The sequence below is a fragment of the Nitrospira sp. Nam74 genome (assembly GCF_965152615.1).
The window spans coordinates 1,911,452-1,935,712 of sequence record NZ_OZ224220.1 but is presented as its reverse complement, the minus strand read 5'-3'; the positions used below and the strand labels follow the sequence as shown (position 1 = coordinate 1,935,712).

At 55.5% G+C, this 24,261-nt stretch carries 22 protein-coding genes; 14 read left to right on the top strand and 8 right to left on the bottom strand.

From position 1 onward, the window contains the following. Positions 1-882: 882 nt before the first annotated feature. A complete protein-coding gene (locus ACWHYZ_RS09280; protein WP_447986990.1) occupies positions 883-1,596 on the bottom strand; it encodes an MEDS domain-containing protein in 714 nt (237 codons plus the stop codon). 1,417 nt (positions 1,597-3,013) lie between these two features. Next, positions 3,014-3,229, bottom strand: a complete 216-nt coding sequence (locus tag ACWHYZ_RS09275) for a hypothetical protein (RefSeq protein ID WP_447986989.1) — start codon at positions 3,227-3,229, stop codon at positions 3,014-3,016. 444 nt (positions 3,230-3,673) lie between these two features. Here ACWHYZ_RS09275 and ACWHYZ_RS09270 point away from each other — a divergent pair, with 444 nt between their 5' ends. The 3 genes from ACWHYZ_RS09270 to ACWHYZ_RS09260 are packed head-to-tail and all read left to right on the top strand — an operon-like array spanning position 3,674 to position 4,619. Further along, positions 3,674-4,000, top strand: coding sequence for a hypothetical protein (locus tag ACWHYZ_RS09270; RefSeq protein WP_447986988.1), 327 nt, complete (start codon positions 3,674-3,676; stop codon positions 3,998-4,000). After that, positions 3,997-4,275: a chemotaxis protein CheB gene (locus ACWHYZ_RS09265; protein WP_447986987.1), complete on the top strand. Its 279-nt coding sequence runs from the start codon at positions 3,997-3,999 to the stop codon at positions 4,273-4,275. The genes ACWHYZ_RS09270 and ACWHYZ_RS09265 overlap by 4 nt, the downstream gene beginning before the upstream one ends. Further along, complete coding sequence (locus ACWHYZ_RS09260; protein ID WP_447986986.1) at positions 4,266-4,619, top strand: chemotaxis protein CheB; 354 nt, start codon at positions 4,266-4,268, stop codon at positions 4,617-4,619. Before ACWHYZ_RS09265 ends, ACWHYZ_RS09260 begins: the two co-directional genes overlap by 10 nt. Before the next feature lie 590 nt (positions 4,620-5,209). Here ACWHYZ_RS09260 and ACWHYZ_RS09255 read toward each other — a convergent pair. After that, a complete protein-coding gene (locus ACWHYZ_RS09255; protein ID WP_447986985.1) occupies positions 5,210-5,830 on the bottom strand; it encodes a hypothetical protein in 621 nt (206 codons plus the stop codon). A gap of 239 nt (positions 5,831-6,069) precedes the next feature. Between ACWHYZ_RS09255 and ACWHYZ_RS09250 the strand changes: the two genes are divergently transcribed. The 3 genes from ACWHYZ_RS09250 (at position 6,070) to ACWHYZ_RS09240 (ending at position 8,166) form a co-directional block, all read left to right on the top strand. Further along, positions 6,070-6,348 (top strand): hypothetical protein, encoded by a 279-nt coding sequence (locus tag ACWHYZ_RS09250; RefSeq protein WP_447986984.1) that lies wholly within the window; start codon positions 6,070-6,072, stop codon positions 6,346-6,348. Then, entirely contained in the window at positions 6,345-6,545 is a 201-nt protein-coding gene (locus tag ACWHYZ_RS09245) for a hypothetical protein (RefSeq protein WP_447986983.1), read from the top strand. The genes ACWHYZ_RS09250 and ACWHYZ_RS09245 overlap by 4 nt, the downstream gene beginning before the upstream one ends. 464 nt (positions 6,546-7,009) lie before the next feature. Beyond that, positions 7,010-8,166, top strand: a protein-coding gene (locus ACWHYZ_RS09240; RefSeq protein ID WP_447985459.1) for an IS3 family transposase whose coding sequence is annotated in 2 segments (ribosomal slippage) — positions 7,010-7,283 and positions 7,283-8,166 — 1,158 coding nt in all. Because the reading frame shifts where the segments join, the coding sequence is not laid out codon by codon here. Between the two features lie 627 nt (positions 8,167-8,793). Here ACWHYZ_RS09240 and ACWHYZ_RS09235 read toward each other — a convergent pair. Together ACWHYZ_RS09235 and ACWHYZ_RS09230 are read right to left on the bottom strand one after the other, a co-directional pair. Then, the gene (locus ACWHYZ_RS09235) at positions 8,794-9,786 is read right to left on the bottom strand and encodes a M48 family metallopeptidase (RefSeq protein WP_447986982.1); all 993 of its coding nucleotides are present in this window, start codon (positions 9,784-9,786) and stop codon (positions 8,794-8,796) included. Positions 9,787-10,225: 439 nt separating this feature from the next. Next, complete coding sequence (locus tag ACWHYZ_RS09230; RefSeq protein WP_447986981.1) at positions 10,226-11,059, bottom strand: TraC family protein; 834 nt, start codon at positions 11,057-11,059, stop codon at positions 10,226-10,228. Positions 11,060-12,036: 977 nt separating this feature from the next. Here ACWHYZ_RS09230 and ACWHYZ_RS09225 point away from each other — a divergent pair. The 4 genes from ACWHYZ_RS09225 (at position 12,037) to ACWHYZ_RS09210 (ending at position 17,939) form a co-directional block, all read left to right on the top strand. Continuing rightward, on the top strand, positions 12,037-12,603 hold the full coding sequence (locus ACWHYZ_RS09225) for a hypothetical protein (RefSeq protein WP_447986980.1): 567 nt from the start codon (positions 12,037-12,039) through the stop codon (positions 12,601-12,603). Between the two features lie 595 nt (positions 12,604-13,198). Further along, the gene (locus ACWHYZ_RS09220; protein WP_447986979.1) at positions 13,199-15,901 is read left to right on the top strand and encodes a glycoside hydrolase family 15 protein; all 2,703 of its coding nucleotides are present in this window, start codon (positions 13,199-13,201) and stop codon (positions 15,899-15,901) included. A 192-nt stretch (positions 15,902-16,093) separates the two neighbouring features. After that, on the top strand, positions 16,094-16,495 hold the full coding sequence (locus ACWHYZ_RS09215) for a hypothetical protein (RefSeq protein ID WP_447986978.1): 402 nt from the start codon (positions 16,094-16,096) through the stop codon (positions 16,493-16,495). A gap of 1,003 nt (positions 16,496-17,498) precedes the next feature. Next, positions 17,499-17,939, top strand: coding sequence for a hypothetical protein (locus ACWHYZ_RS09210; RefSeq protein ID WP_447986977.1), 441 nt, complete (start codon positions 17,499-17,501; stop codon positions 17,937-17,939). A 566-nt stretch (positions 17,940-18,505) separates the two neighbouring features. On the opposite strand, the gene ACWHYZ_RS09205 is transcribed toward ACWHYZ_RS09210, so the two are convergent. Next, on the bottom strand, positions 18,506-18,658 hold the full coding sequence (locus ACWHYZ_RS09205; protein WP_447986976.1) for a hypothetical protein: 153 nt from the start codon (positions 18,656-18,658) through the stop codon (positions 18,506-18,508). Between the two features lie 185 nt (positions 18,659-18,843). Here ACWHYZ_RS09205 and ACWHYZ_RS09200 point away from each other — a divergent pair, with 185 nt between their 5' ends. The 4 genes from ACWHYZ_RS09200 to ACWHYZ_RS09185 all read left to right on the top strand — a co-directional run bounded on the left by ACWHYZ_RS09200 (position 18,844) and on the right by ACWHYZ_RS09185 (position 22,319). Continuing rightward, a complete protein-coding gene (locus tag ACWHYZ_RS09200; RefSeq protein ID WP_447986975.1) occupies positions 18,844-19,008 on the top strand; it encodes a hypothetical protein in 165 nt (54 codons plus the stop codon). A 558-nt stretch (positions 19,009-19,566) separates the two neighbouring features. Further along, entirely contained in the window at positions 19,567-20,187 is a 621-nt protein-coding gene (locus tag ACWHYZ_RS09195; RefSeq protein WP_447986974.1) for a S24 family peptidase, read from the top strand. A 594-nt stretch (positions 20,188-20,781) separates the two neighbouring features. Beyond that, a complete protein-coding gene (gene sthA / locus ACWHYZ_RS09190) occupies positions 20,782-22,182 on the top strand; it encodes a Si-specific NAD(P)(+) transhydrogenase (protein WP_447986973.1) in 1,401 nt (466 codons plus the stop codon). Then, on the top strand, positions 22,179-22,319 hold the full coding sequence (locus ACWHYZ_RS09185; RefSeq protein ID WP_447986972.1) for a DUF5681 domain-containing protein: 141 nt from the start codon (positions 22,179-22,181) through the stop codon (positions 22,317-22,319). Before sthA ends, ACWHYZ_RS09185 begins: the two co-directional genes overlap by 4 nt. 26 nt (positions 22,320-22,345) lie before the next feature. On the opposite strand, the gene ACWHYZ_RS09180 is transcribed toward ACWHYZ_RS09185, so the two are convergent. Both ACWHYZ_RS09180 and ACWHYZ_RS09175 read right to left on the bottom strand, forming a co-directional pair. Continuing rightward, positions 22,346-22,471 (bottom strand): hypothetical protein, encoded by a 126-nt coding sequence (locus tag ACWHYZ_RS09180; protein WP_447986971.1) that lies wholly within the window; start codon positions 22,469-22,471, stop codon positions 22,346-22,348. A gap of 513 nt (positions 22,472-22,984) precedes the next feature. Next, positions 22,985-24,031: an IS110 family transposase gene (locus ACWHYZ_RS09175; protein WP_447982971.1), complete on the bottom strand. Its 1,047-nt coding sequence runs from the start codon at positions 24,029-24,031 to the stop codon at positions 22,985-22,987. Between the last annotated feature and the right edge of the window lie 230 nt (positions 24,032-24,261).

Here is a 24,261-nt window from a genome sequence, read left to right as displayed (position 1 = left end):
CCATGGCAGGTGGCATCCCTGCTGATTCCTGAAGCATCTGCATGTACTTTACTTCCATCTCGCGGCCATAGGTCTTGACCGCCTAGACTGTCGCCGCGCTCCTGTGCAAGATGACCCTTTCCAGTTTTCCTTTGTTACCGCGATTGAGAAATCCCAGCAGCCCGGCCTCTGGTGATCTCGTTGTGCGTTCCCGATTCTGCTGCGGCATCCCGTCATTTGATGCACCGGTCATGGTGCACGCTCCGAACGCTAAAGCCGCTATCCTACAGCGGCCACTTTGCAACACCTCATGGGTCGAGGAGGCATCGGTTAAGATGGCGATGATAAGGATCAATGGCTAGCTCGCTATTCCGTTCCTTTCAATCAAGGGCAGTCTGTCGTCTCGATACGGCTACTGCAGGCAGTGGGAGTCGTATTGTGATGTAAAGAACCGACTATGCCTATGTCGGAATAGCGTGCGTGGCCGCAGTGCCGAGGGTTGGGGTTGTTATTGACGAAAAGTTGTCTGAGGTGCGCTGAAGTGATTCAGTCCTTTATCAGGTTCGCATGGCCGCGATTGGGTTTCCGGCGCTCCACCGCAATTCCCGCCGCCGCAGCGTTACAGGCGTAGGAGTACGCCGGGCTGTGTCATTGAGTGTTGTACCGGCCTATCCTAATCGGTTCACCAACCGTGTTACCGCGTGGCTGTATCCAGGTCGGCCGGAATGGTAACCGCGCCGAACGAGATCGAGGCGGGGTCATTTCTAGCTATGTCCCGAGTCTAAACACTCCAGGTCATGCCGGACAATTCGGGAGATCGCTATAGCGTTGCCCGTGTGTCTTCCTTTTACAATCAGTCGACGCCTAAGGCGATCAGAGGAAAGATAATTGAGGGGGTCAACCTTAACCGGCCGTCGGCTCAGGCCGGGCACCCTGACTTGTCTGTGGTCGGTGGGGCGCGATCGCAGAGAGAATCGCATCCAAACTGTCACTATCCTGGGCCACCAACACCTCGTGTGCAGGCCGGCAAAGGGAATTAGGACAGATCTCTTCCCCAAGGATCACGACTGGATGAACCTGAACCGCCCTGGCAATCAGAGGGGAGGGAAGCAAGTGCCTATTGTACTGGCAAATGAAAGAAATTTTGCTGCCGGGGAATGAAATCGTGTTGATGAAGTCTTCCCACCTGACGAGATCATCGTCATGAATGTCGTTGTTGACGGTCCAGGTCATTTCGACCGCCAGTCGGATACCCGTATGTCCATCTACCTGCGCCTGATGTAAGGTTCGGGTGACGAAGTTCAACATCGTGTTGAGGTCAAAGAACCCCGGTTGCCGATACTCGTGTCGCGTCCAAAACATCAGGCGGCCCGTGTTCATTTCATGGTCGGCATCGACGCCCCAAAATTTGAGCGCCTGCACAATAGTTTCTGGACTATGCTGATCCGCGACATAAACACACCGTTCGCCATTGCGAAGCCCCGCTTTGAGATAAGGTACAGCCTGAGTTAACAGCTCTCCCGTGTCCCCGTAAACTGAACAGAGATGCTCGCCCTGTTTTAACAAGGCCATCCGGTGCGAGAAATTTTTCGGTGTGGGAGACGATGCCTGACTCATAGTCGTCTTCTTCCTATTGGTTTTGGTCAAAAGAAAAGAAACATCACCGTATAACGTGAGGGTGGCTCAAAAAAGCTGTCTTTGTCTTGTTTTATCGTAAGAGAGTTCCTACAAAGGGGCGGAGAGAGCACGTGTAGTGGCTGATGGAGGGGGAACAAGGACATCCGATACAACATGGAGGCCAGCGATGGAATGCGCGCACGAAAAGAGCATCCTCACACTTAGCGGAAAAGGATGAATGGGAACTGGGAGAGCTGGTAATAAGCTGTCCGCGATTGACATGGCACCAAATCTTCCGTGACGTCGACCGTCTCATCGCGAGGGGCAGGTTCGACTCCGGGATGCCAGGGGGAGTGTGCAGCGGCTCAGAGAGCAAGATGCGCATGCCTGCAGACAGATTGTGCGAACCAATGAGGAGCGTGTGGTCGATGTGATAGCCGAGAGGACAGCCGAGCTGTATGACAACTTTGATCTTGATGGGTGGAGATGTTGGGAGAGTTACGAGAAGATCGCCACGCTTTGCTGTTACAGACCCAGGCGCTGCGCCAGCGGCGCAATCTTCCCCGACTATGATTCAAGCGTTCGGTCGGTTCGTGTACCTTCAGTCAGCGGCTGAGGCCTGACCATTGGCTAGGGCAGTCTTGTTTCGCACCGGTTTAGCTATATGTATTGCCTCTAATCACGTTCCCATACTTCTGTACGCCACGTAATGCCATGCTGACAAGACCCTAGGATTGCTCTATCGGCGGTTCCCTGGATGATGCATTTGCCGTTAATGCCCTTCAACTGCCCTTCAGTCAGATGCCAGACTTGACTAATCTTGCCGTTACACTCAAGCAATTGGATCACATCACCATCATTGCCAAGTCCGCTCGCTGCATCGAGGCACCATTCTGATGGCTTAGGGTCTGTCGTCGAAGCCGTGGCTTGGATTGCTCCGTCAGATCGAAAATGAAAAACTTTGCAGCCTTTCGCTACGCTGGACAACGTGAGGGGAGCCCGGCTTCCCAAGCCATCGTGTCTTAAACATTTGGTGAATGGTAGCTGACCTGCCTCGTACAAGTAATAATTCTTTTTCATGTCTATTGCGTTCACCGCCATTGGAGGCCACACCCACACCAGAAGTCCGATGGTGAGACATATCGACATTGCTATTCTCACCTGGACTGCTCTCGTATCTATTCTCATTTGATCAAGAGCAGAGAACAAACGAGCTGCCTGATCCTGTCGCGGAATGACTTCGATATAGCAGCATCACAAGATCCCACACGTTGCATGGAGCCGACTTTTCCTTTTTCCTGCTCCAGACGGCACGTCAACTTTTGTTTTTCTCCGTTCGTTTCAGAGTTCAGCCGAAGTCCCACAGTGCCACGGGTTCCCTTTGGATGTTCCTGGTGCCTTGGCGAGCCGCATGAGATCACGTTGCCTTTCTGCTCTGTTTCCTGACTCCCAGAGCGACAATTCGGCTTTGATCCCCGTCACGGAAGGTCACCTTCCCAGACGGGCGCACCTCCCCTGCAATAGGGACACCCATGTCGGCTGGTATCGGAGCAGCGACGATGGCATTGCTCGCACTCCCAAAGGTATACCGGAGGCTGGAGGATGACGCGAGAAGTTGGGATTTCAGTGTCATCGTTTGCCTCGCTAAGATCTAAGCAAGGCATGGGCCAACGTGTCGTCGCCGGTAAGGAACTGAAATCCGCCTCTTTCCGCAGTTGTGTTTTGGGCAGAAAACGCATCAGAGAGCACAATGTCTGCGCAGAAGACCAAAAGGACCAATTATATCGATAGGGCCGCTTCGGTTACGTCGTCAAGGATCGCCTTTTGAATCGATATCTCCCTAGGCACCCGGCCAAAGGGTGTGACCCGAACCAGCTACGCACACCCCGACATTTTTGCCAGGTTGACCACTCTGACGGTGTGCTGCAGGAAGACAAAGACTATACGACGTAGCCACAATGTCCGACGGGCGACTTCACCGCCACTAGTCCCCTATCATCATGCGGACACGTTACGATGTCAGCATGGCCCAAGACCCCCCTCCGTCAATTGCCCCGACTGCTCGGGCGTCGTTTCGTTGGATCGGGATGCTGAGAGCGGCCACCTTCGCTACGTCTGCCAAATCGGCCATGCCTACTCTGTTCAAGAGATCGCGGTGGCGAAGGAGGAGCAAATTGAGAATGCCGTCTGGACGGTGCTGAATCTGCTGGCACACGCCGAACTGATCTATGGTGACCTCTTGCAGGAAGTCGGACGAAGAAAACTGACACTCTTAGAGGAACCATTGGAGGCAAGACTCAGACAGTCGGAAGAGCAACGGCGTGGACTCAGAAGTCTTCTAGAGCAAACGCGCCGCCCGACGGTGGGCGACGTGGAACCCATCCCTGGCACGTCTACCCCATGACTAAGACGATCAATGCCAACCTAATTAAGCGCGATATCCTTGTGATTGGGGCATCAACAGGCGGCCTGCAAGCACTTATCAACCTCTTTCAGAAGCTCCCGTGTCCACTCCCCGGAGCCATTTCCGTAGTCCTGCATCGACACCCGTTAAACAATGTCTCTTTACGAGAAGTGTTAGGGCGAGCCACCTCACTACCACTCATCGAAGCATCTGACGAAGGCCGGTTCGAGTTAGGAGCTATTTATCTTGCACCGGCTGACTCCATATGGTGCTAACTGAGAACGGCATCGGGATACATCGCGGCCCGAAGGAGCATTTCACCCGCCCGGCCATCGATCCGCTGTTCCGTAGCGCGGCAGAAGTCTACGGTCCGCGTGTCATTGGGCTTCTGCTGTCGAGGGCCGGGGACGACGGCGTTCGGGGCCTGATCCATATCAAGGGCGCTGGTGGGTTGTCCCTAGTTCAAGACCCTTCCGAAGCGATGATGCCCTCCATGCCGATCAACGCCTTGCTCTACGATCATGTGGACCTCGTGCTGCCGCTGACCGAGCTGGCGTCTATACTTATTCCACTGATGGCCGGAGAACAAGTTGTCTCCCCAGCGGTGTCTTGGCATTGAGCTGTAGGGTCGTCTTGGCCCGGATGTGAGGTCAGATAAGAAATGGGGTTCACGTCCGGGCGGAACTTGTGTGACTTGCCATCTTCATTGAGCGGAATCTTTTTCCGCCGATCTGACGTGCCTCTTCAACGCTGGGGGACGCTTTACTTTTGGATCAACATACGAGGCGCAGCCGCATAAGTAGCAGGAACGATGCTGCGAGCCTCTGCGTGATTCATGCACAGCTTGGGGATGGCCGCATGTGCAGAAATTACCACGCCCTTCACTTTTGCGCCGACCGAGTGACATGACGGTGAATTCCTCCCTGTCCCGTAATCGTTTCATTGAACGTCGGCGCATGATGCCGCCCCTTGAGGGACAAAACTATTAGACCGACGGTGTACATCGCTGGTCTAGGGCCTAAACATCAAAGCAGCCGCGTGTGGCAGTGCGCATGCCTGTTAGACGGAACAAGAGGCGGTGGCGCCCCCTGCGCCTGGCGAGTACCTACAGATAGGAGGGATGACGAGGGCTTAAGGTATTAGCGTTTTACCTAGCCTTCATAGCGATAGACCGATAGGGCCGATTGTACTAGGATCGGCTTGCTTTCCTTACATCGGCATCGCTTGAGAGATCGACCGAGCGCAATGTGAGTCGACTAAAGTCCACGGCAGGGCATCAAGCTCTTCATACACCGCCTCGGGGAATGCGCACGCGCTGACGACGCTCGTGCACGAGTTCAACCCATGCGCGCCATTTGACATCTTCCTGTACACGCCAGAAGCCCATGGACTGTCGCGCCGGGATAGCGCGTTGCGGATCGTCTGGCGGTCCCACGAGACGCTCGCACAGAGCATGGATTCCGGCCCGTCCAGAAACCGTAACCGTCGCGCCTCCTCGGCCACGGTCGTCAGGGCCGTTTCGACATCGCTGAGCAAAATGAAGGCTCCATCCGGGATCGCGGCCAGATGGGTGACGATCGGCTCGAGGCGAGCGAGGAAGCCGGCGATGAGCGTATCTTGCGCCCACGTGCGCATCCAATCGGAGGTGACAACCGGCACGTTCGGCTGCAGGGGTTGACAACCACGGAGGCCGCGACTGCAAGACCCAACCCCATCCGTTAATCCGGTCGGGGACACTTCTTGCAGCAGCCGATAGAGGCTTTCGGGGTGATCACTGACTTCCAGGCAGGTGGTGGGGCTCTGAGAAAACTGGCGTAGGGCCGTATGCATAATCAATGGCCTTTGGATCGCCACGCCTCTTGACGCATGAGAGGTCGAAGATTAACACGGTTGCGTGAATAGAAGAGCAGGTTTTTGGATAACAGGCCGAAGATGGTGACGCTGATGTTCGCTGTAGAGATCATGCTGGCGTTGATGCTCTTTACCTCGAAGTGTCGCCTAAGAAGTATGGTGGCACGATGCGTGACGACGGGGTCAATGGTTGGACGAATCTGACGAGGAGGTATCGTATGAGGCGTCTATCAATGGCAACGGCGCTGTTGCTGTGTGTGCTCACATCCTGCGCTCAGCAAACCAGTATGGATGGTCGACGAGCGGGAGGCATACTTGACCCGACGACTGCGCCTGGCCGGCTGGCATCGGGGAACTGGATCGACAAGATTATGGAATATGTCCTCATGCAGCAGGCCGTCTCGAAAGAAGGAAACTATCAGGTCTACTTTACGGACTTGCAGACCGCGAAGGGGCTCGGGAACGGGGCGACTGGGCGGGACAGTATGAAGCGATGAACCGGTTTATCGATAAGCTGGACGCCCGCATTGGCGGCATCTCTGAGAAGGCCGCCCGGGCAATACGCGAGTACACCTATCTCGTCGAACCGTACGGATATCACGACCTGGCTCGTGATCGGAAAATACACCCGGAGGCCGTGAAGTGGGCAGAGCGGAGAGCGCGGCAGCGCGAGGAGGCTGAGCGATCGTTTTAACCGCGATTGAACGCATCGCCTGGTCGCCACCCCGCCGGGCCCGCCGCTTCCCGGTGCTGCCCTCTGCGCCGACTCGAGTCGGAACTATGCGATGTCCGAGAAGGTTTGACCGACGCGCGCGACGAACTGAATCGTGCGCCGTTAGGCCATGAAACGTGAGAGCTATTAGATGCTTCCTTGCTCGGATTGCAAAACCTGGATCGCCCTTCTCATAGAACTCTTTGAACCGTCCTGGACCCGGATGCTGGTAAGGACTTTATTCTTTTCCTCTCTGGTGGGCTAACGACTTTGTGTGGCCTGTAACCACTCCTTAAGGCAGTAAGAACCTTATTGCTTCAAAACAATCATGACGTATGGGACCATTCACCTCACGCCCCGCACAGCCACGGCCGCAGTACGATCTTCCCCCAATTTAGTGGACACCTCGAAAAGGGTGGATCATGCTAACCTTTGAGGTGTGCACGATGAGCAAAGTCAGACGATCATTTACGCGAGAGTTCAAGGTCGAGGCCGTCAAACTCGTGACGGAGAGCCGGAATCCAGTGGCCCAGGTGGCGCGAGACCTCGGCCTCCGGCCCAATGTGCTGCGCCGCTGGAAGCAGGAACTGGCCAGCGATCCGGCCGACTCCTTTCCGGGGAAGGGGCGTCGGAAGCCCCACGAGGAGGAGTTGGCGCGGCTCACGCGGGAGCTCACCCGTGTGACGCAGGAGCGGGATTTTTTAAAAAGTGTGGCGGCATACTTCGCGAAAGCCCCGCGATGAGATGCCGGGCCATTCGGGCGCATGCCGGCCGCTTTCCAGTGACGTTGATGTGTCAGGCCCTGGCCATCTCGTCTGCGGGCTACTATGCCTGGGCGTCTCGACGGGAGAGTCATCGCGGAGCGGAGAATCGGCAGCTGGTAACCGCGATCCGAGTGATTCATGCCGAGTCGCGGCAGACGTACGGGAGCCCCCGGGTCCATGCGACGCTCCGAGCGCACGGACACCGGGTTGGTGAACACCGGGTCGCGCGGCTCATGCGGGCGCACGCCATCCGCGCCAAGATGGTGAAGAAGTGGCGGGCCACGACGGATTCTGCTCATGCGCATCCCGTGGCCCCGAACACGCTCAATCGTCAGTTTGCCGTGGCCGCGCCTAATCGGGTCTGGGCGGGGGACATCACCTATGTCTGGACCGAGGAGGGCTGGCTGTATTTGGCCATTGTGCTGGATCTCTACTCGCGCCGGGCCATTGCCTGGGCGATGGGCAGCCGGCTCACGGAGGCGTTGGCCCATGAAGCGCTGACGATGGCGTTGGGGCACCGACAGCCCGCGGAAGGACTCCTGCATCATACCGACCGCGGGGCGCAGTACGCCGCCACCGCCTACCGCGCGCGGCTCACGACCCAGGGCATCACCGTCAGTATGAGCCGACGCGCCAACTGCTGGGACAATGCCGTCGTTGAAAGCTTCTTTCATACATTGAAAACGGAGCTCGTGCACCATCGACGGTATCGGACACGGGCGGAGGCCAAGCAGGACATCTTTGAGTGGCTGGAAGTTTTCTACAATCGGGCTCGCCGTCATTCGACCCTCGGTTATCGATCCCCCGCCGAGTTCGAAGCGATGGCGAGACGGTCTTAACTCGGTGTCCATGAATTCGGGGGAAGATCAGTAGCAATGTCTCGGAAAGGATGATTCCCCAGGTCTAAGAGGGCCTGATTCCTGGCGCGGCACGCTCGGAGAAAGGCCCCTCGCTCTCCGTACTTTTTCACCGAGAATTTTCGCCTCTTCGCCTTCCCCCCGCCGATAGGCCATTGTGCAAGCCAGAAAACATGGCGCGGGCTACTGGAGGTACGGCCTGCAGATTCATGTCGACTGATACCAGATACCCCTGACCGATTGTTCTTCTTGCGGATGGTGCAGAATTCTTTTCGGCTGAGTACGGGTAACGTCTGAGTGAGTGTGTCTCGGTACGCCTTCGCGGCCATCAAAGCGTTACGCTTCCCGCCATGGAGATGATCGCTGAAGTAGCGCTGATGGATGTGATTGCGGCGTTGTACCCTCACGAGCCAGGCATGAGTCCGTGAGCGGGCGCGGTCAATTCGGCAGATCCGGTGCATCAGAATTGCTGCTTCTTCTGAGTGAAAGGCCCTGACACGGTGATTTTGGGTCGTGCCCTTATTTGTCGTCGTCCTTGTCCCGATCTTTCCCCTTCTCCTGGCTCTTCCCTTCATCTCCGTCTCATCGCACTTCGACGATAGCGCTTTATCAGGGCAGGGCCGGCAGTTCCGCATTCGAAGGAGGCGGATCGGGATGATAATACGACATCGCTTCAGGCATCCATTTTTCAATTTGGTCGATTCGATGACCATGACTTGGATGAGTAGAAAGAAATTCGGGCGGTTGTCCTTGACTCATCTGCTCCATTCGCTGCCACAATCCGATAGCTTCGTGCGGATCATAGCCTGCCTGGGCCATAAGAATAATCCCAATATGATCGGCTTCGGCTTCGTGCTTTCGGCTATACGGTAGGATGAAGCCATAATTGGCCAAGGCGCCACCCGCTAATTGAGCAAGTTGCGGATTCACTCCCTCCACCGCCGCGCCCACGCCCGCCACGACCACAGCCGCTTCGGCCATCACGCTCTGGCTCATCCGTTCTGCGCCATGCCGCGCAAGTGCATGCGTCACTTCATGTCCCAGGACCGCAGCGAGCCCTGCTTCATCTTTGGCCACCGGAAAGATGCCGGTGTACACCGCGATCTTGCCTCCCGGCAGCGCAAAGGCATTCATCGTCCGATCATCCTTAATCACCGTCACTTCCCAGTGGAACTGTTTCGCCGTCTCGGCATATTTTGACACCTCCGCGGCTTGAATAATCCGCTGAGCGACCCGCTGCACCGGATCGACTTCACGAGGATCATGCGACATTTTGACCTTTGGATCATGCATCAGTTGATTATAGGCTTGACCCCCCATCGACTGCTCTTTCGAGGCCGGAATAAAATCCAGTTGCCAGCGACCGGTATAGGGATTTTTGGTGCATGCGGATAGCAAGACCATGGCGGCCGCAAGACAACACAGGGTTTTTCGGTGAGTACGTTTAACCACGGTATTACACCAATGCGCCACCTGCAGCGACAGCAGATTCGCCTTAATAGGGCCACAGCTATTCTTGATAGTCGACCCTTGATACGTCACCGGTCTAGAGGAACAGCCGTCATTCAAGTGCAGGAGAGTCGGACAAATCAAGGTCATCATCTCATTCCCCCACCGCCATGGTAACTTCGAGATTCCCCTATGTGCGTCGTGCGCTTTTCCCTGATTGAAGCAAATTGCGGCAGGACACAGATCGCGCGGAGTGAAAGACTAAAACACGATGCCCGACCTAGACCTATCCCGATCATAAAAGTGAATCCAGCCTTCCATGTGTCGGCCCATACGCGGAAGTGAGAGCTGAAGTGCTGGACGCATGGGCGGCATGGATTGAGATGGCAGTCAATTGCCGCGTTGCGGTGGAACGATAGGACTTACCCAATACCGGTATTGGGCGTGCAAACTATGGTGTGATCATTCTGGCGGGAGCTCAACTTGCGCATTTTATTGCAAAACACGAAGTGCTCGCAGCAATGAATCCGGACACAAGTGCTCAGCTTCAACTTGCGCTAGATTTCGCTAACTGGCTACTGGTGATCCTGGATCAAAACCAGGCAAAGCTGTGGTCGAGATGATCGTAAAGTGTCTTAAGAGAGATGAGGGTTGGAAGAGATTTTATAACGAAACTAACTGTTGATCGAGATAGATCGCGCGGTCGCTCACTTGGCAGAGCGCTGTCGTAGCGGATGGCGTGCTGTTTGAGCAGCCGGGTGGGATCGTACGTGACCGGCCGTTGCTCCCAGGTGTGGCTCGGATTGAGGAGGGTATGCAGCAGACAGAGCAGATCATTAGCGATCAGGCGCCGAGCGGGGAAGCCACAGGTCTGAAACAGTTTTTCAATGCCGTTGAATTTTTCGTACACGAGATGCAAGGGCATTCCCTGCGGCGCTTCCTGCTCTAAGGGCAGCGTCACACTAAAGTAGACGTTACAGTCGCGCGGGCGCAGACCCGTACTCGTAATGAGACGCGTGTCGCGCGCGCGGATAAAGCTTGCATACGCTGCGCGTCCCGAGACGGAATGGACTGCTGCCCGGTCACGTTGCGGAGCCCCACATAGTGGTCCAAGATCGGTTCGATCACCGGCGAGCCATGAATGGCCGCTTGGATCGTGGTGCCTTCCGGCAAATCCATCGCATACAACCCGGTCAACCCTTTGACCGCGGCTGCGGTTAAGCCAGTCTGTGGCGGAGTCACCCACTTCCGGCGCGGTGACAATCGGTCGTCCTAATTGCACTTCCGCTTGGCCGGCGATGCCGGTCTGCCCACTAAAGCCGGCGTGCCGGGATGGAGCAAGGCTCATCTCTTCCTGGTGGCTACCATCCGCCTTCATATGGACCAGCTCTTCGTGCCGCCGGTCGTAGACCTCCGTGGCCGGCAAACATGAACTCGCTTCCGGATAGCCCCTTACAGCCCCATTTACTTTTAAAGTTGCCGCAGCCGGTGATCAGGATCGCGGTCATACCGAGCATGAGTACGACCATCTGGCTTGGCTCAGTCTTCATCCTTACCTCCCTCACACGTTAGATACTTCTTGGTATTATGGAATCACTGTCGGAAGAGGAGTACCGTGGGCATCGCGGCAAAGAAGGCCGCGACAGAAACGGCGATTAGCTGCCGTAGTGATTACTGAGACTGATCCTTGAAGCACTAGGGAAAGATGTTTTCGGCTCTTCTCCATTTCATTGATTTCCAATCAACTCCATCTATAAAACTTCCTCAGCGAAACCCCTTCCAGCACGACGCGTCCTGGAGCAGGACACGACCGGCGTTGATTGCGCGCCTATTGGCAGTCCCTGCAACGACATCAGGCTGGCAAATGAGGAGAACGGGCAACGGCGGAAATTGGTCTACAGCCCTGGCTTTACAGCCATTTGAAGGGTTAGCCGTCTAGGGGAAAGAGCACGGTTCAAACAACCGTGCGTGTTTTTCTAGAGGGGCGCTGGGATGACGACGGAAATGTGTGGATGCGGCCAACCGCTGTTCAAAGGTGCCAATCGTTGCGTCGCCTTATCAGACGAGAGGCGCACCCACGATAGTGGTGGAGCACGCAACGGAGCAGGTGCCAGCATGCTAGAGCGCCGTCGCGTCGGCTTTCGGAAGCAATCTCGGCCATATTTCTCTCTCTGTCCGCCCCCTCTCGCTGGACGGGTGTTCTTGTTAACCATGCGGCCATTGAACGTGGTCGTGGAGGCGGGTGTCAAACGCACAACTTGTTTCTTACGGAGTAATGACATCGGCTGTAAAGCACACACAATCCACGTCGTAAGTAAGTCCAGAAGTTAGTCTTCAGCTCGGTTTCAATACTGGTAATTCTAACAGTCCTTCAATCTGGCCTCATGCATTCTAATAGCAGGAATGCGACGCATCGGCCTGTGCTTTGCTGCGATTCTCCTCATGACGATAACTTCGACAGCCAACGCAGCTGGTAAACCGTATTTAGCGCATACCGATGTCGAAATACGAGTGGGGGCAGATTATCTCTGCGGCACATGTGACGCTCATCGAGCGAGGACGACGGTGCAACTGTTTGCGGACCGTTTGTTTCCCATCAGCAACCTGCCCGGTGGAGTATTCGAACTTGGCCCCTACATCAAAGGCGCCCTCCTTGACGGCGGCCATGTGCCCCAGATCGCGGGAGGAGCAGTGGCAGGATACCGATTCGGCCGCTATGAAGTTCTTGTGAATGTCGGACTCGCCTATGCGACAGAAGTCATCGGGAGTCCGGGGGGGCCTGATTCAAACCAATCACGAACCACGTATGACCTAGGCCTTTTTTTGAGATATGTCCTAAACCGCTATTATTTTTCAATTGGCTACAAACACAATTCCAATGGAGACGATCTTGGCCTGAATGTTTTTGGGGCCAAAGAACATAACCCTGGCATCGATGGCGTCTTTCTTGGTTTAGGGGTCCATTTTTGAGCGACATTGGCGGTCATCGAGAGCCGATGACGCATGGGCGCCGGAGCGTCTCGCTCAGTTAGGGACATCAAATATCGAGACAAATCGATGCGGGCCTACTCCATGGTTTTCCTCATCACTTAACAGCCTTGGCGCACAGAACTCCAGGAAACCTCGGCCAAACGGTAAATCGCACGCCGCCAGGGTCCTACAGTTCCAGAGAAACTTAAAAGACCTCCATTACGCATTCGCTGACAGAAATATACGGATGACATCGCTACTAGTGGCCTCTAACAGACATTACTGCGCTCCAAAGCTCATGGGCAAATCGACGAAGTGCAAATATAGCGACCGTGAACACACGAGCAGTACACAATTAACTGTTACAGGTCACTAGAAAAGGTCTTGGTGAAAAGCAGTAATTACACCTTGCAACAGTTCGCAACGTTCTTTTTGAGCAGCGTTTGTGTGCCAGTGGAATTCGGGATCCATGAAACGAGAAGAGTATGTCATTAAGGGGTTGCTGTCGGAGCGTCACAACACTGGCGTGTACCGAATTGTTCAAGGAATCGCGGATGGCATCTCATAATGAAAGAAGAAAAGGGGGTTGAGTCCGATGGCTGACCGAACAGAACCAAGCGTCGTCTCTGCCCCTGCAATCTACCTCTCGAACTGGAAGGACATCGTCGGCATTTGGCGAAATACGAAGCTGGCGCAGACCGAGGTTACGTACCATGGCCCGTGCATCACGGAACTTCACTACTTGGGCGGCTCTCCCTCCTTGGCGGCGCGTAATCAGGTGGTGGACTACTCTGGGTTCTTTCGTGATGAGGAGGGTCCTTACGCCTACACGGAATTACGCCTATTCGAGGCCGAGGGATGGCTCGAGAATGCGGAGACCATGGCCGGTACATTGACGACGAACTATCTGTCTTATGCTGGAGCAGTAATCCAGCCGCGATATCGGCTCAGTCGGATCTACGCACTCGTACCGAACTGCCCGTTCTTAGTCGTCCGATATGATCTTGTGAATCCAACTCCAACCAGCCTTGTCGTGAGCGTACTGGAGCAAGTCCATCTCACTCCGGCCGGCACGAATCAACAGATTTCAGCTTGGCATGATGCGGCGACGAACGCCTTGATAGCTGATATGGCGGCCTCTGGAGAGGTGGCAGTGGCTCTGGGCGCCTTTCAAGCCGTGGACGGCTATCAGGTCGCCGATGACGCAGACAGCACGCTGACAAGTCCCACAGTCTCAGGTTGGTACAGTTTTAACCATGATGGAACTTTGAAAAACAATGACCAGGTGAAGGCTGCCGATATCTCCATGGCTTTTTGCAAGCGCGTCCTCCTTGCCGCGGGACAACGCACCAGCCTCTATTTCTATCTGGCCCTCGCTGGCGACGTCTCTTCCGTGACCGCGGCAGCCGACACGGCGCGCTCCCAGCCAGGGGGTTACTGGTTCGATGAAACCGCGGCTAGCTATAAGAACTGGCTTTCGAATGGTGACAAGGGACGTCGTGTCGCCTCGACTGATGCCGGAGTGAACGACCTGTACGATAAGTCACTCCTGGTCATCAAGAACATTCAGAATCCTCAACTGGGAACCGTTCCCGCAAGCACGAATCCATTCGCATACCGACACAATTGGGTGCGAGATGGCGCGATTACCGCCATGGCGCTCGATGCGACCGGTCACCCCGGCGAGGCCGAGCAATATTGGAGGTGGATGGCCAGTGTCCAGCATCCTGACGGCACATGGGGGACGATCTACAATCCCTGGACCGGCGCCGAAGAGTCATTCGTCGAACCGGAATACGATAGCGTCGGCCAATTCCTGTACGGCGTGTACCGGCATTATCTGGCGACGGCAGACGCTGCATTTCTACAAGCCTTATGGCCTGCACTGAGACGATCAGCCGACTGGATCGTCCAGAACGTCTCCCCGATCACGGGCTTTAGCGCCCCTGATTACAGTATCTGGGAAGAGACTGACACCTGTCCGGGATCGCGTCCTTGCGAACACAACGTGTTTACACATGCCTGGTATATCGCCGGACTCTACGCGATGCAGCAGTTGGCGGAAGCTCAAGGCAATACAGCGTTGAGTGATTGGTATGCAGGCGGGGTGGCGCCCATCCTCACGGCCCTGCAGCGCGGTCCTGACTGGAATCCCCCTGGCTTGTGGAATCCGCAAGGCTATTACAATCGTGCGATCACCTTCGACACGGGAATCCTTGGGCGCCTCGATAGTTCATCGAATATCCTATTAGCGCTCGGTGTGATTGATCCAGCATCGGGCCGTGCGTCGAACCATGTCAATACTGTTAAAACAACCTTAGTCCAAGATCGGTATGGCATCTCCCGCTACAAAGGCGACCAGTACTATTATAACGAACCCTATGATCCAGCCGGAGATGAGGTCGAAGCACCCGAACCTCCCTGGCCGCAGATGAGTGTCTGGGTCGCCGTGTGGGAAATACTGGCGAGCCAACAAGCAGACGCTCTCCGTCGATTGCAATGGATTGTCAGCACCTCAGGCAAGGGGTATATGCCTCATGGGGAAGCTGTCTCTGCCATCTCACATTCTTCTGTCCTCAGCTCCATGTGTGAGCCGCTCACGGGATCAGCGTTCATGCTGGCGAGCCTGATGTACCAGCAGGAGCATGATCTTCGGATCATTCCGCCGTCGTACCATGCAGGGGCCTTTAAGGCGATGGCGATTACGGAACCGCTGAGCGAAGGCTCACAATGGGCGAACGTCCCTTATTTTGTTGGGACATGGCAGGCCGATCCGCAAGCAATGACAACGATCAAGCGAGTGTACCTGTGCAATGATCAGCAAAATCTGTATATCAGGATCGATAATCTCGCAGGCTCTCTTCCAGTCTTCGAGCAGAACCCGCTGTTTGCGATACGCGTGTACACTCAAGATATCTCTCAAGTGACTCAGGACAGCCTGGCCGCGGGCCTCGACAAGGGACTATTGCCTCGGCCTGTCAGTTTTCTGGTGGAACGGCGGAGTAACGACAACCTGTTCCGCCATTGGGTAATCCGTAATGGGGCATGGTCCCCGCAATCTTCCCTCTCTGGAATCGCGCCTCAATGGGATCCCGCCACGGGGCGAATCGAAGCGGCCATCCCACTCTCTGCCGTCAGTAGCACAGGACAACCCAGTCCAGGCCAAGCGTATGTTGTGCTCGCGCTCGCTGGCCCTGGGCCGACTCCTGACAGCTGGGACGAAACCGGTAAGGTGCTCATTCACTACCGGTGGAGTATGAGCGATGAGGCGTGGATTTACGGAAATATTGAGCAATAATCTTCGCGCTCTCTTAAATGGTGCCTAAGAAGGCCAGGAGAGCGGGACCGGGGCAAAGGCTCGCGTTCGGTACCCTTTTTAGTCAACCTTTCCGGCCCCCAGAGCGAGCCGAAGAATTGAGTTTATCGGATCTCGCATCTAAGTACACTGATCGTCCTGAACGGCAATGCTTGCTCTGACCTGGAGGAACCGATGCCCATCACAGTGATCGCACTGCATCCCAATCCAACGATTCCTCCCCAGCTTGCCGTGGGAGGCATGGTGGTCCTCAGTGGAATCGTGGAGTGTGTATTTAAAGGCACTGGATCCGGAGACATCACACGGGACACGTTGACCTTTACGGTTGGACGGGTGAACTTAGGTTCGAGCGCCACGCCGAGTGCCAGCTGCGTGGTTTCCTTGGCGAGTATCGCTTTCGACGGAACGGTCAACAACGCTCTTTGGGCTGTCGATAGCGCCTCAGTTAATCGATTTGTGAACGTAGATCGGGGTAGTGGAACTGCAGATCTTGAAATAGCGGCTAATCTCGCCGTACGTGGCCAAAACGGCATAGTGCTCCGCGTTAACTACGTCGTCTTTCAGTTCCCATCCTAGAGAGGTGAGTGAGACAACCTAGTCTTGCGCTTGACCGGCAACACTCGGGGCGGCGGTCACAACCTGGCCTCTTAGAGCGCGCAAACGCTGCAGACGCCTGTTCACTCCGATAGCTGTCACGATGGAGCAAAGGGCATGTCACTTCTTTCTGAAGAGATCTCGAAGGCAGGCAAAGCTACTTCGGATGGCTACTTGCCGCCGCTCGTGTCTTAGCATGGCAAGTTAAGGCCTATCTTGTGGTCATTGTCCCCCTCGGGCCTCGCGGCTCAACGGCCGCACGCTATTTCGAAGTCAGCCTGCGACCCCGAAATACCATACGGAGGGAGTAAATCTATACTGCTCCCGATGTCAACCAAAGTGAAACATTGGACCAAGTCTTTCCACGCCAGCCCAGACGTAACGGAGATGTGGATTAATCAGCGTAGCGGCCAAACAAGCATACGCAATGGCGGACATAGAACCTCTCCGTACTGAAGCCTCATCACGACGTGGCGCAGGTCTATGTCCTTATTACATTACGAAGGAACTAAGGCAGAGGAACGAAAGAGAGAACGCAGCTCCAAGGAGATAACCTGTGACTTGACATATTTCTTGGCCGCTCGAAGACATCATAAAATGGCCACGCGGCTAAGTTAAGTATAGGGAGTAATGAAGGATTGACGACCTTGTGCCTATGGCTGTGGGCTAATTCATCACGCTCATCACAGTGCTGTTAAGCTTGCCGACTTACACGCCAACGGCCACTTTATGAACTACAAAAATCTTGTCGGCCATTTTATGATGCCATTCGAAGTAAGACGCCTCTTGGGACACCATAGCCTGAAACGGTGTCGACTTAAGATTTAGTGCAACATGTGGTCGCCAGGCGGTCTCATTTCCGGCCGGACCAAATTAGGTTGAGCCCAGTCACGTGGATTCAGAATTGACTGTGCCAGCGGGAGATCGCTAGACTTCGAGGCCGTACGGTGGCCCATTGTGTAGACAGAGAAAGGAAGGTTCAGCGATGACGAAGCTCACATTCCGTCGTGCCTTCGTGCAGACCGCGATTTCAGTCGCGGCGTTCAGCATGCCTGTCTTGGCATCCATTTCCATTGTAGAAGCGAAGCCGGCCGCTCCAGTTGATAAAACAGGCCTCGATGTACTCTGCAAGGCCGAGGACGGGGCGTATTTCCCCCCGACGAAAAGTGGTCTTTCGTTGTGCGCGTTTAAGGATGGGCAGGTCCTGGTTTGCGACAGCAAAAAAGACAAATGCTCTGCTGCGCCAACAAAAGCCGTTGCCAAAGAGCCACCGAAGGTGACGATCAATGAAGGAGCCATGAACTTGAGAATGCTCAAGCAACTCAATGACAAGGTGAATGCGCTTACGTCTCAGATACAGTCGCTCACCTCGACCTTGAACGACCGGAGGGCCGAGGGTACGAACGCCTCGCCCGCGGCTCCGTAACTTGGCGCCGGACCCAGGGGAAGAGAAACCATCCCTGGAACTGCAAAATTGGTTTGTGCACAAACTCCTTCGCAATAATCCCGTCGGCCCATCAGACCCGCGTCGACAGAGATTTTATGGTCGGGGATACTCACCCGGATGATTCGCTGCCAAAGAGCGGGCTCCACTGAAGCGTCGGTTCCGCAGCCGGATCACTCTATCAGGAAGTATGGGCGAATCGGCTTACGGCATGTCTCGCTTGCCGAGGCCGTAACTTGCCTTACTCACCAGCCACCACCCCTGTTACTTGAAGTCTTGTCCCGCTTCGTACGTATCTGGGCCATGGCACGATATAGCCGCGTCTACGGCGGACCCGTGCTCCATCGATGATATCGGACACGGGCGGAGGGCAAGTAGGACATCTTTGATGCTTTCTACCATTCCCCTCGCCGTCATTCGAGCGAGGGCTCTCGATCCCCCACCGAGCCCGAAGCAGTGACGACGGCCTTAACTCGGTGTCGATGAGATGGTGAAGATTAAAGTCTTCTCGGCGTCAGCGCCATACCGCCTCACGCGATCAGCCGACCTTAGCGGCGTATGCGGTCTCCTGAATTCTGTCGCGCCAAGCCGGACAGCCATGCCGCCGACGCGAAGAAGTTCCGATGTTGTTGCGCCTGCATCTCATCGACAGCTGTCCCTTGCATCAGCTCCGTCAGCACCCGTTGCCCCCGTCGTTTCACCTTCGTCCTCTAACGCCTCGAACTCCACACGAAACGTCTCAAGTTCGCTGGGGAAGGGCTGCTGATCCGCCGTCACCGTCCGGACGTGGGCTTCGAGAGTCGTCACTCGATCGGACAGTCCCCCGGTACGTCCGCTACACCACAAAATGTTGGCGCACCAGTTAGCGACGGCGCACAAAGTCGCCATGGAAGAGGCCGCACACGCGAAGGAGCCGGCGGATTCCGTGACCCAAGCGAGGCATTTGACCGTTGTCGCTCGGTTCATGTCGATCTTCCAACAGGGACTCCAGACGTTGCAGAAACTGCGGCAAGGCGTTCAGCAGCAGGTACCGTTCAGTACGTCAATGTGAGCCAAATCGGGCCAGGCGCTCGTTCGGAATGTGCAGAACAAGAGTTGAGACATAAGCCGGGCCTAACGTCTTTACTCCGGCGCTGCCCCAATTTTTAGCATCCATGCAACATTGCCTCTACACCAATACTAATCAGAACTGTTTCCCAAACACCAATGACGCCGTGGTGCGATGCTTCAATCACAATCTGGGTAGGCAGTAGGTCCGTCAATGTTAATTGCGCTTGGGAAATCGGGCCGCTGATGATCAATCAGGGAGTAGTGCCTCTCGAATAAGGAGACGCCTTAGTGCTAGAGGTTTCGGCTTGAGGGCATGTTTGCAAGCCTGTCCCCGACACAAGAACGATCCTTCTCCTTATCGCGTTTTGGGGCATGTTTCAAAATAATAGGCCTCCCCGCCTTCCTTTGAAGAGGCAGTATGGATTCTTTTCTCGACAGCTGCTCCACCGCATGTATTATGCGGACGACGTACGGAAGATCGGAAATTCCGAAGGCTCACTGTGCAAAGTGTGGCGTCCATGAGCAGCGCAACGGTCCATTGATGGGGTAGAATATCACTATGGCCGTGGACCGACTCATACTAAAGGAACTGTCTGAGGGGCTATCGGAGGCTCAGCTGGCCGAGGCCATTGGCATCCCAGTGCGGACGCTGGAGAGCATCCTCAATGGACAGGCACCCGACGATGAAGTGACATGGGACAAGCTCAAAGCATACTTCAAGATGAGCGAAGACACGCTCCGATTTGGCGAGCTGCTCCAGTCGCCCACTGTCAGTCCATTTTTGCCGCCCCATCCCGACCATGAGGTGGTCAATCGCCGACTTGTGCCGCTCTTGTTATGGTCTCAAGTCCTCGAAGGAAAAGGACCTGATGGCTCAGAGGAGATGGTCGAAACTGATGTGCCCGGCGACCAGGTGTTCGCAGTCTGCATACCGGATGACTCCATGGAGCCGCTGTTTCAAACCGGCAAGGAGATCTTCGTCCAGCCGGGGATAGATTGGGAGGCTGACCAATACGTTCTTGTGAAAAGGGGGAATCCCGCGCAAGTGGTGCTTAGACAGATCAAAGTCCTTGGAAATCAAACTGTGCTTCATGCCTTGAGTCCCCACTATGCCGACGCGCCGTTAACAGAGCACGATACGATTCTCGGAAAAGTCGCTCGGGTGCGTGTCGACCTGTGATGTAGTCACGGATGTGAGCAGGGTATGCTCACTGGGACGATCCCGCTCGTCAAGACGGTTTCTGTTCAGGACAACGTCGGAGCAGCAATATGGGATTACTGGAGATTTCACACGAGGGTTGAGGCCGGGAGTCGTATGTTCCCATACGAACGTCCTGATCTCAGCTTTGCGTACTCTCCACCCTCCGTCTATAGGCTCCGAGTCCGGTTATCTGGGGCCGCCGCCAGCGTTCGCAACGCCGACTGAGCACCCCTGAACGCCCTCGTACCGCAGACGCACACCATGCAGCCGTCGACGTAAGACGGCACGGTCCATGAGACTCACGTGTTCGGCGATATTCATGAACACTCACTACAGCAACCGATCCTCTCAGCGGGAGGGCTTTTTTCGTCCGGACTCCTTCATGGACCGCAAATCGGCCTGCGTGGCTCTCACTTGTGAAGAGCCGCGGTGGACTTCGATCTTCGCTGCCGGGATTCACGAATAACTCAGATCGCAACGGACGGATATTCGGTCCGTCTCCTGGGCCCTCGTTACAGTGACGATTTCGTATGGCATCCTCGAATTCAATTTGTATCTGCAACGAGGATTCTAGTGGATGAAAGAGCTCATTTTGATCTGATCTGCATCGGCAGCGGTCCGGCAGGCCAGCGGGCGGCGGTCCAGGGCGCCAAGCTCGGGAAACGGATTGCCGTCGTGGAAAAACGTCCCTCTATGGGGGGTGTCTGCCTAGATACTGGGACTATCCCAAGTAAGACGTTCCGGGAAGCAGTTCTTTCTTTTTCGCACCCGCATGGCCAGTTCGGGCAATCGTGGCATCCCGTCGCAACAAATCATGTCACGGCGGCCGATCTCCTTGAGCGGGTCGAGATGGTGGTGCAACGGGAAACGCATGTGGTCGAAAATCAGCTCTGGCGAAATGAGATTCATCGGATGGTCGGAGAGGCATCGTTTACAGATGCTCATACCCTGCTGATTACGTCGGATGACGGCCAGCGCATCCTGACGGCCGATTACATTGTCGTTGCCGTTGGCACGGTACCGGCCCCACCGCGCGGGGTGCCGGTGGACGGAAATCTCATTCTAACGAGCGACGATATCGTCCGGCTGAAGCATTTGCCCAAAAAGATGGTGGTCATCGGCGGGGGGATTATCGGAATCGAATATGCTTCGATGTTTGCGGCGCTCCAAATCGAGGTCACTCTCGTCGATAAGCGCGAACGACTGTTGGAATTCCTCGATGGTGAAGTCGTGGACGAACTGATGCACCAAATGAGGCTCCGGAATGTCCACTTTCGCTTAGGCGAGGCAGTCGAGACGCTCGCGGTGACGACCGGTACGGTGCCGCAAGTCGTGGTGCACTTGGAGTCTGGCAAACGCCTGCTTTCCGATCAGGTCTTGTTTTCAGTTGGGCGAATCGGAGCCACCGAGCGGCTAAACCTGGAGGCAGCCGGGTTGAAAGCGGATGCCCGCGGTCGACTGAACGTCAATCAGCAGTTTCGGACCGACGTGCCGCATATTTTTGCCGCGGGAGACGTCATCGGCTATCCAAGCCTGGCCTCGACATCATTTTTGCAGGGTCGACTGGCGGCGTGTTATGCCTTCGGTGTTGAAATAGAGCCGATGGCAGAGTACCTGCCCATCGGTATCTATGCCATTCCGGAAATCTCAGCGATCGGCGCCCCGGAATATGAGTTGACGCAGAAGAAGATCCCATATGAAACCGGCATCGCGCGATACCGGGAGATTGCTCGCGGGCAAATCCTCGGCGATGACAGCGGATTTCTCAAGTTACTCGTCCATCGAGATGACCAACGGCTTCTGGGCGTCCATGCCGTCGGGACGAATGCCACAGAACTCATCCATATTGGACAAGCTGTGCTGGAATTGAAAGGCGGGCTGCAATATTTCTTACGGACCGTCTTCAACTATCCTACGCTGGCCGAATGTTACAAGGTCGCTGCCTTAGACGCCTTTAATAAGCTCGCCCTGTGAGTAACCCGTCAACATCATGGAAACCCGGTCAGAGTGGCAATCCCGGTGGTCGGCCGAAAGTCTTGATAGAAGTCCGGGATCTCGCTCGGAATCATGGCCGAGAGGCCATCGAGCGACCCGTCGTGGAAGCCTGGTGAATGAGTCAGCCCGGCTCTTCGGGGCGTTACTCTGACAGTTTTGCACCTTTCGGGATGGTCACGATTCCAGGCTCGGTCACGGTAAAGCGCTGCTTGTCCGCTTCAGTGCCATAGCCGATCTCAATCTTGGGAGGAATCGTGGCGCCCTTCATCTCCAATCACGATCTCATTAATGAATCGATAAACTTGTCCGGCTGAGTTTGCCGCCTTGAATTTGTTGTCAGCGGGCCAGACCTGATTTACACGCTTTATTAGTTTCCTCCCGGCTAACCCCCCTTCTGTAGTGGCCCGATTTCTCCCCATCCAATGGCTATCTTTGATCCTTCTATAAACTCGGTTATAAACGTGACCCTTCACCTGCCCTAACCATCCACATCTGCTTTGCATTCATTAGCTCACCTGGATACTGACGGTTCACTGCCCAGAACATTCACCACTAAGCATACAACTCAAGACTTCATCTGCTATGTCAAAGGTCAAGGTCCCTGAGAAGCCCTCCCAATCTGCTATTCGTGATCGGAACGCCGACCACAGGTCATCAATTCGAGGGATATCGATGAGAAGAAGGAGCATACTGACAGACGCCCCGTCACTGCCGACGAGGCAGATAAAGTCACGCTCCTTCCGTCCTCTGAATCCACAGTTGGCTTCTCGGCGCCATGGACTTACGCAGGGTACGGCTGCCGGAGGATCACCACGCGTCTGGCGTGCAGGAGCAGACGACGGGCCACAGCGACCACAGCGCGCTTCGCACCTGTTCGTAGTTTCAATCGGTCATAAATGGATCGCATCCCGGGATCTTTTGTGAGAAACCGCCACGCGGCTTCTATGAGCGTCCCGCGGAGCGCATTTTTGCCGGACCGGGTAATGCGGCCCATACGGACCTTGTCCGCACTGGAGTGCTGTGAGGGCGTCAGCCCAACATACGCCGCCAATTGATCGCCGTGCCTGAATCGGTGCAGGTCGCCTAATTCTAACAGCAACTCCATCGCCGCAATGAGACCAATGCCCGGAATGGTTCGGAGCCATTGAACCTGCGATCGATAGCGGTCCGTTTCTGCGAGTGATCGGAGCAATTTGGTCTGCTTGACGATCTGACCCGTGAGGAATTCGTACTCCTCTAAGAGCCGTTGAAAACTGTCCTGCAACCACGCGGTAGAGAACCGGAGACGCTGTAAGTTCTGTAGGTAAATACGGGTCCATGGCCCTGTGGGCTCAGGAAGCTCAATGCCGTAGAATCGGAGTTCCGCTTTAATGCGATTTTGCGTGCGAACACGATCGCCAATGAGCTGGCGGCGCCGCCGAATGACCTGTCGGTGCATCCGACCCTCTTCGTCTGGTACCCAGACCTGCTTCAGCAGCCCCTTCGCTAACAGCAGGGCCAGTTTTCGGCTATCCTTCCGATCGGTTTTCACTCGATTGCCCGCCTCCTGAGGAATCAAGCTGGGCGGCGTGACGATACAGGTGGCGCCCACCGCCACCAGCCGATCGTGAAGCCAGTACCCAAAATATCCCGCCTCGTAGACGACGTGCAGCACGGCACGGCGGTAACGACTGAGGAGGGCCTGCAACGCATCCCATCGACCGGGAATCGTGCCGTGGAAGAGTTCTACCTCCGTTGTTCTGACCGTGACATGCCAATTCTTTCGGTGAAGATCAATGCCAACAAAGAGCACTTGCCCCACGTCCTGCTGCTTTTTCTTGGTCGCCATAGAAGCCTCCATCATAATGAGTAGAACGAAGACTTCCAGGAAGTACTGATCCTTCTCACTGCAGGCAATACTCTCTCCAGAGCATAGTGACTGACAGACAGCAACTCCTTGCGGAGTTTACGCTGCTAGATTTTCTCCTTCTCCAGTGGCACGCTGTCGACACGTTCGCAATCCCCTTAACCGTTGACGGCGGTCCCTGAAGTCAGCCGGGCTTCCGACGACGCACTCTA

Coding starts and splice junctions, on each gene's coding strand:
- ACWHYZ_RS09280 (WP_447986990.1), bottom strand. CDS start 1,596: ATGAGTCAGGCATCGTCTCCCACACCGAAAAATTTCTCGCACCGGATG.
- ACWHYZ_RS09275 (WP_447986989.1), bottom strand. CDS start 3,229: ATGACACTGAAATCCCAACTTCTCGCGTCATCCTCCAGCCTCCGGTAT.
- ACWHYZ_RS09265 (WP_447986987.1), top strand. CDS start 3,997: ATGACTAAGACGATCAATGCCAACCTAATTAAGCGCGATATCCTTGTG.
- ACWHYZ_RS09260 (WP_447986986.1), top strand. CDS start 4,266: ATGGTGCTAACTGAGAACGGCATCGGGATACATCGCGGCCCGAAGGAG.
- ACWHYZ_RS09255 (WP_447986985.1), bottom strand. CDS start 5,830: ATGCATACGGCCCTACGCCAGTTTTCTCAGAGCCCCACCACCTGCCTG.
- ACWHYZ_RS09250 (WP_447986984.1), top strand. CDS start 6,070: ATGAGGCGTCTATCAATGGCAACGGCGCTGTTGCTGTGTGTGCTCACA.
- ACWHYZ_RS09245 (WP_447986983.1), top strand. CDS start 6,345: ATGAACCGGTTTATCGATAAGCTGGACGCCCGCATTGGCGGCATCTCT.
- ACWHYZ_RS09235 (WP_447986982.1), bottom strand. CDS start 9,786: ATGATGACCTTGATTTGTCCGACTCTCCTGCACTTGAATGACGGCTGT.
- ACWHYZ_RS09225 (WP_447986980.1), top strand. CDS start 12,037: ATGCGACGCATCGGCCTGTGCTTTGCTGCGATTCTCCTCATGACGATA.
- ACWHYZ_RS09220 (WP_447986979.1), top strand. CDS start 13,199: ATGGCTGACCGAACAGAACCAAGCGTCGTCTCTGCCCCTGCAATCTAC.
- ACWHYZ_RS09215 (WP_447986978.1), top strand. CDS start 16,094: ATGCCCATCACAGTGATCGCACTGCATCCCAATCCAACGATTCCTCCC.
- ACWHYZ_RS09210 (WP_447986977.1), top strand. CDS start 17,499: ATGACGAAGCTCACATTCCGTCGTGCCTTCGTGCAGACCGCGATTTCA.
- ACWHYZ_RS09200 (WP_447986975.1), top strand. CDS start 18,844: ATGGAAGAGGCCGCACACGCGAAGGAGCCGGCGGATTCCGTGACCCAA.
- ACWHYZ_RS09195 (WP_447986974.1), top strand. CDS start 19,567: ATGGCCGTGGACCGACTCATACTAAAGGAACTGTCTGAGGGGCTATCG.
- ACWHYZ_RS09180 (WP_447986971.1), bottom strand. CDS start 22,471: ATGAAGGGCGCCACGATTCCTCCCAAGATTGAGATCGGCTATGGCACT.
- ACWHYZ_RS09175 (WP_447982971.1), bottom strand. CDS start 24,031: ATGGCGACCAAGAAAAAGCAGCAGGACGTGGGGCAAGTGCTCTTTGTT.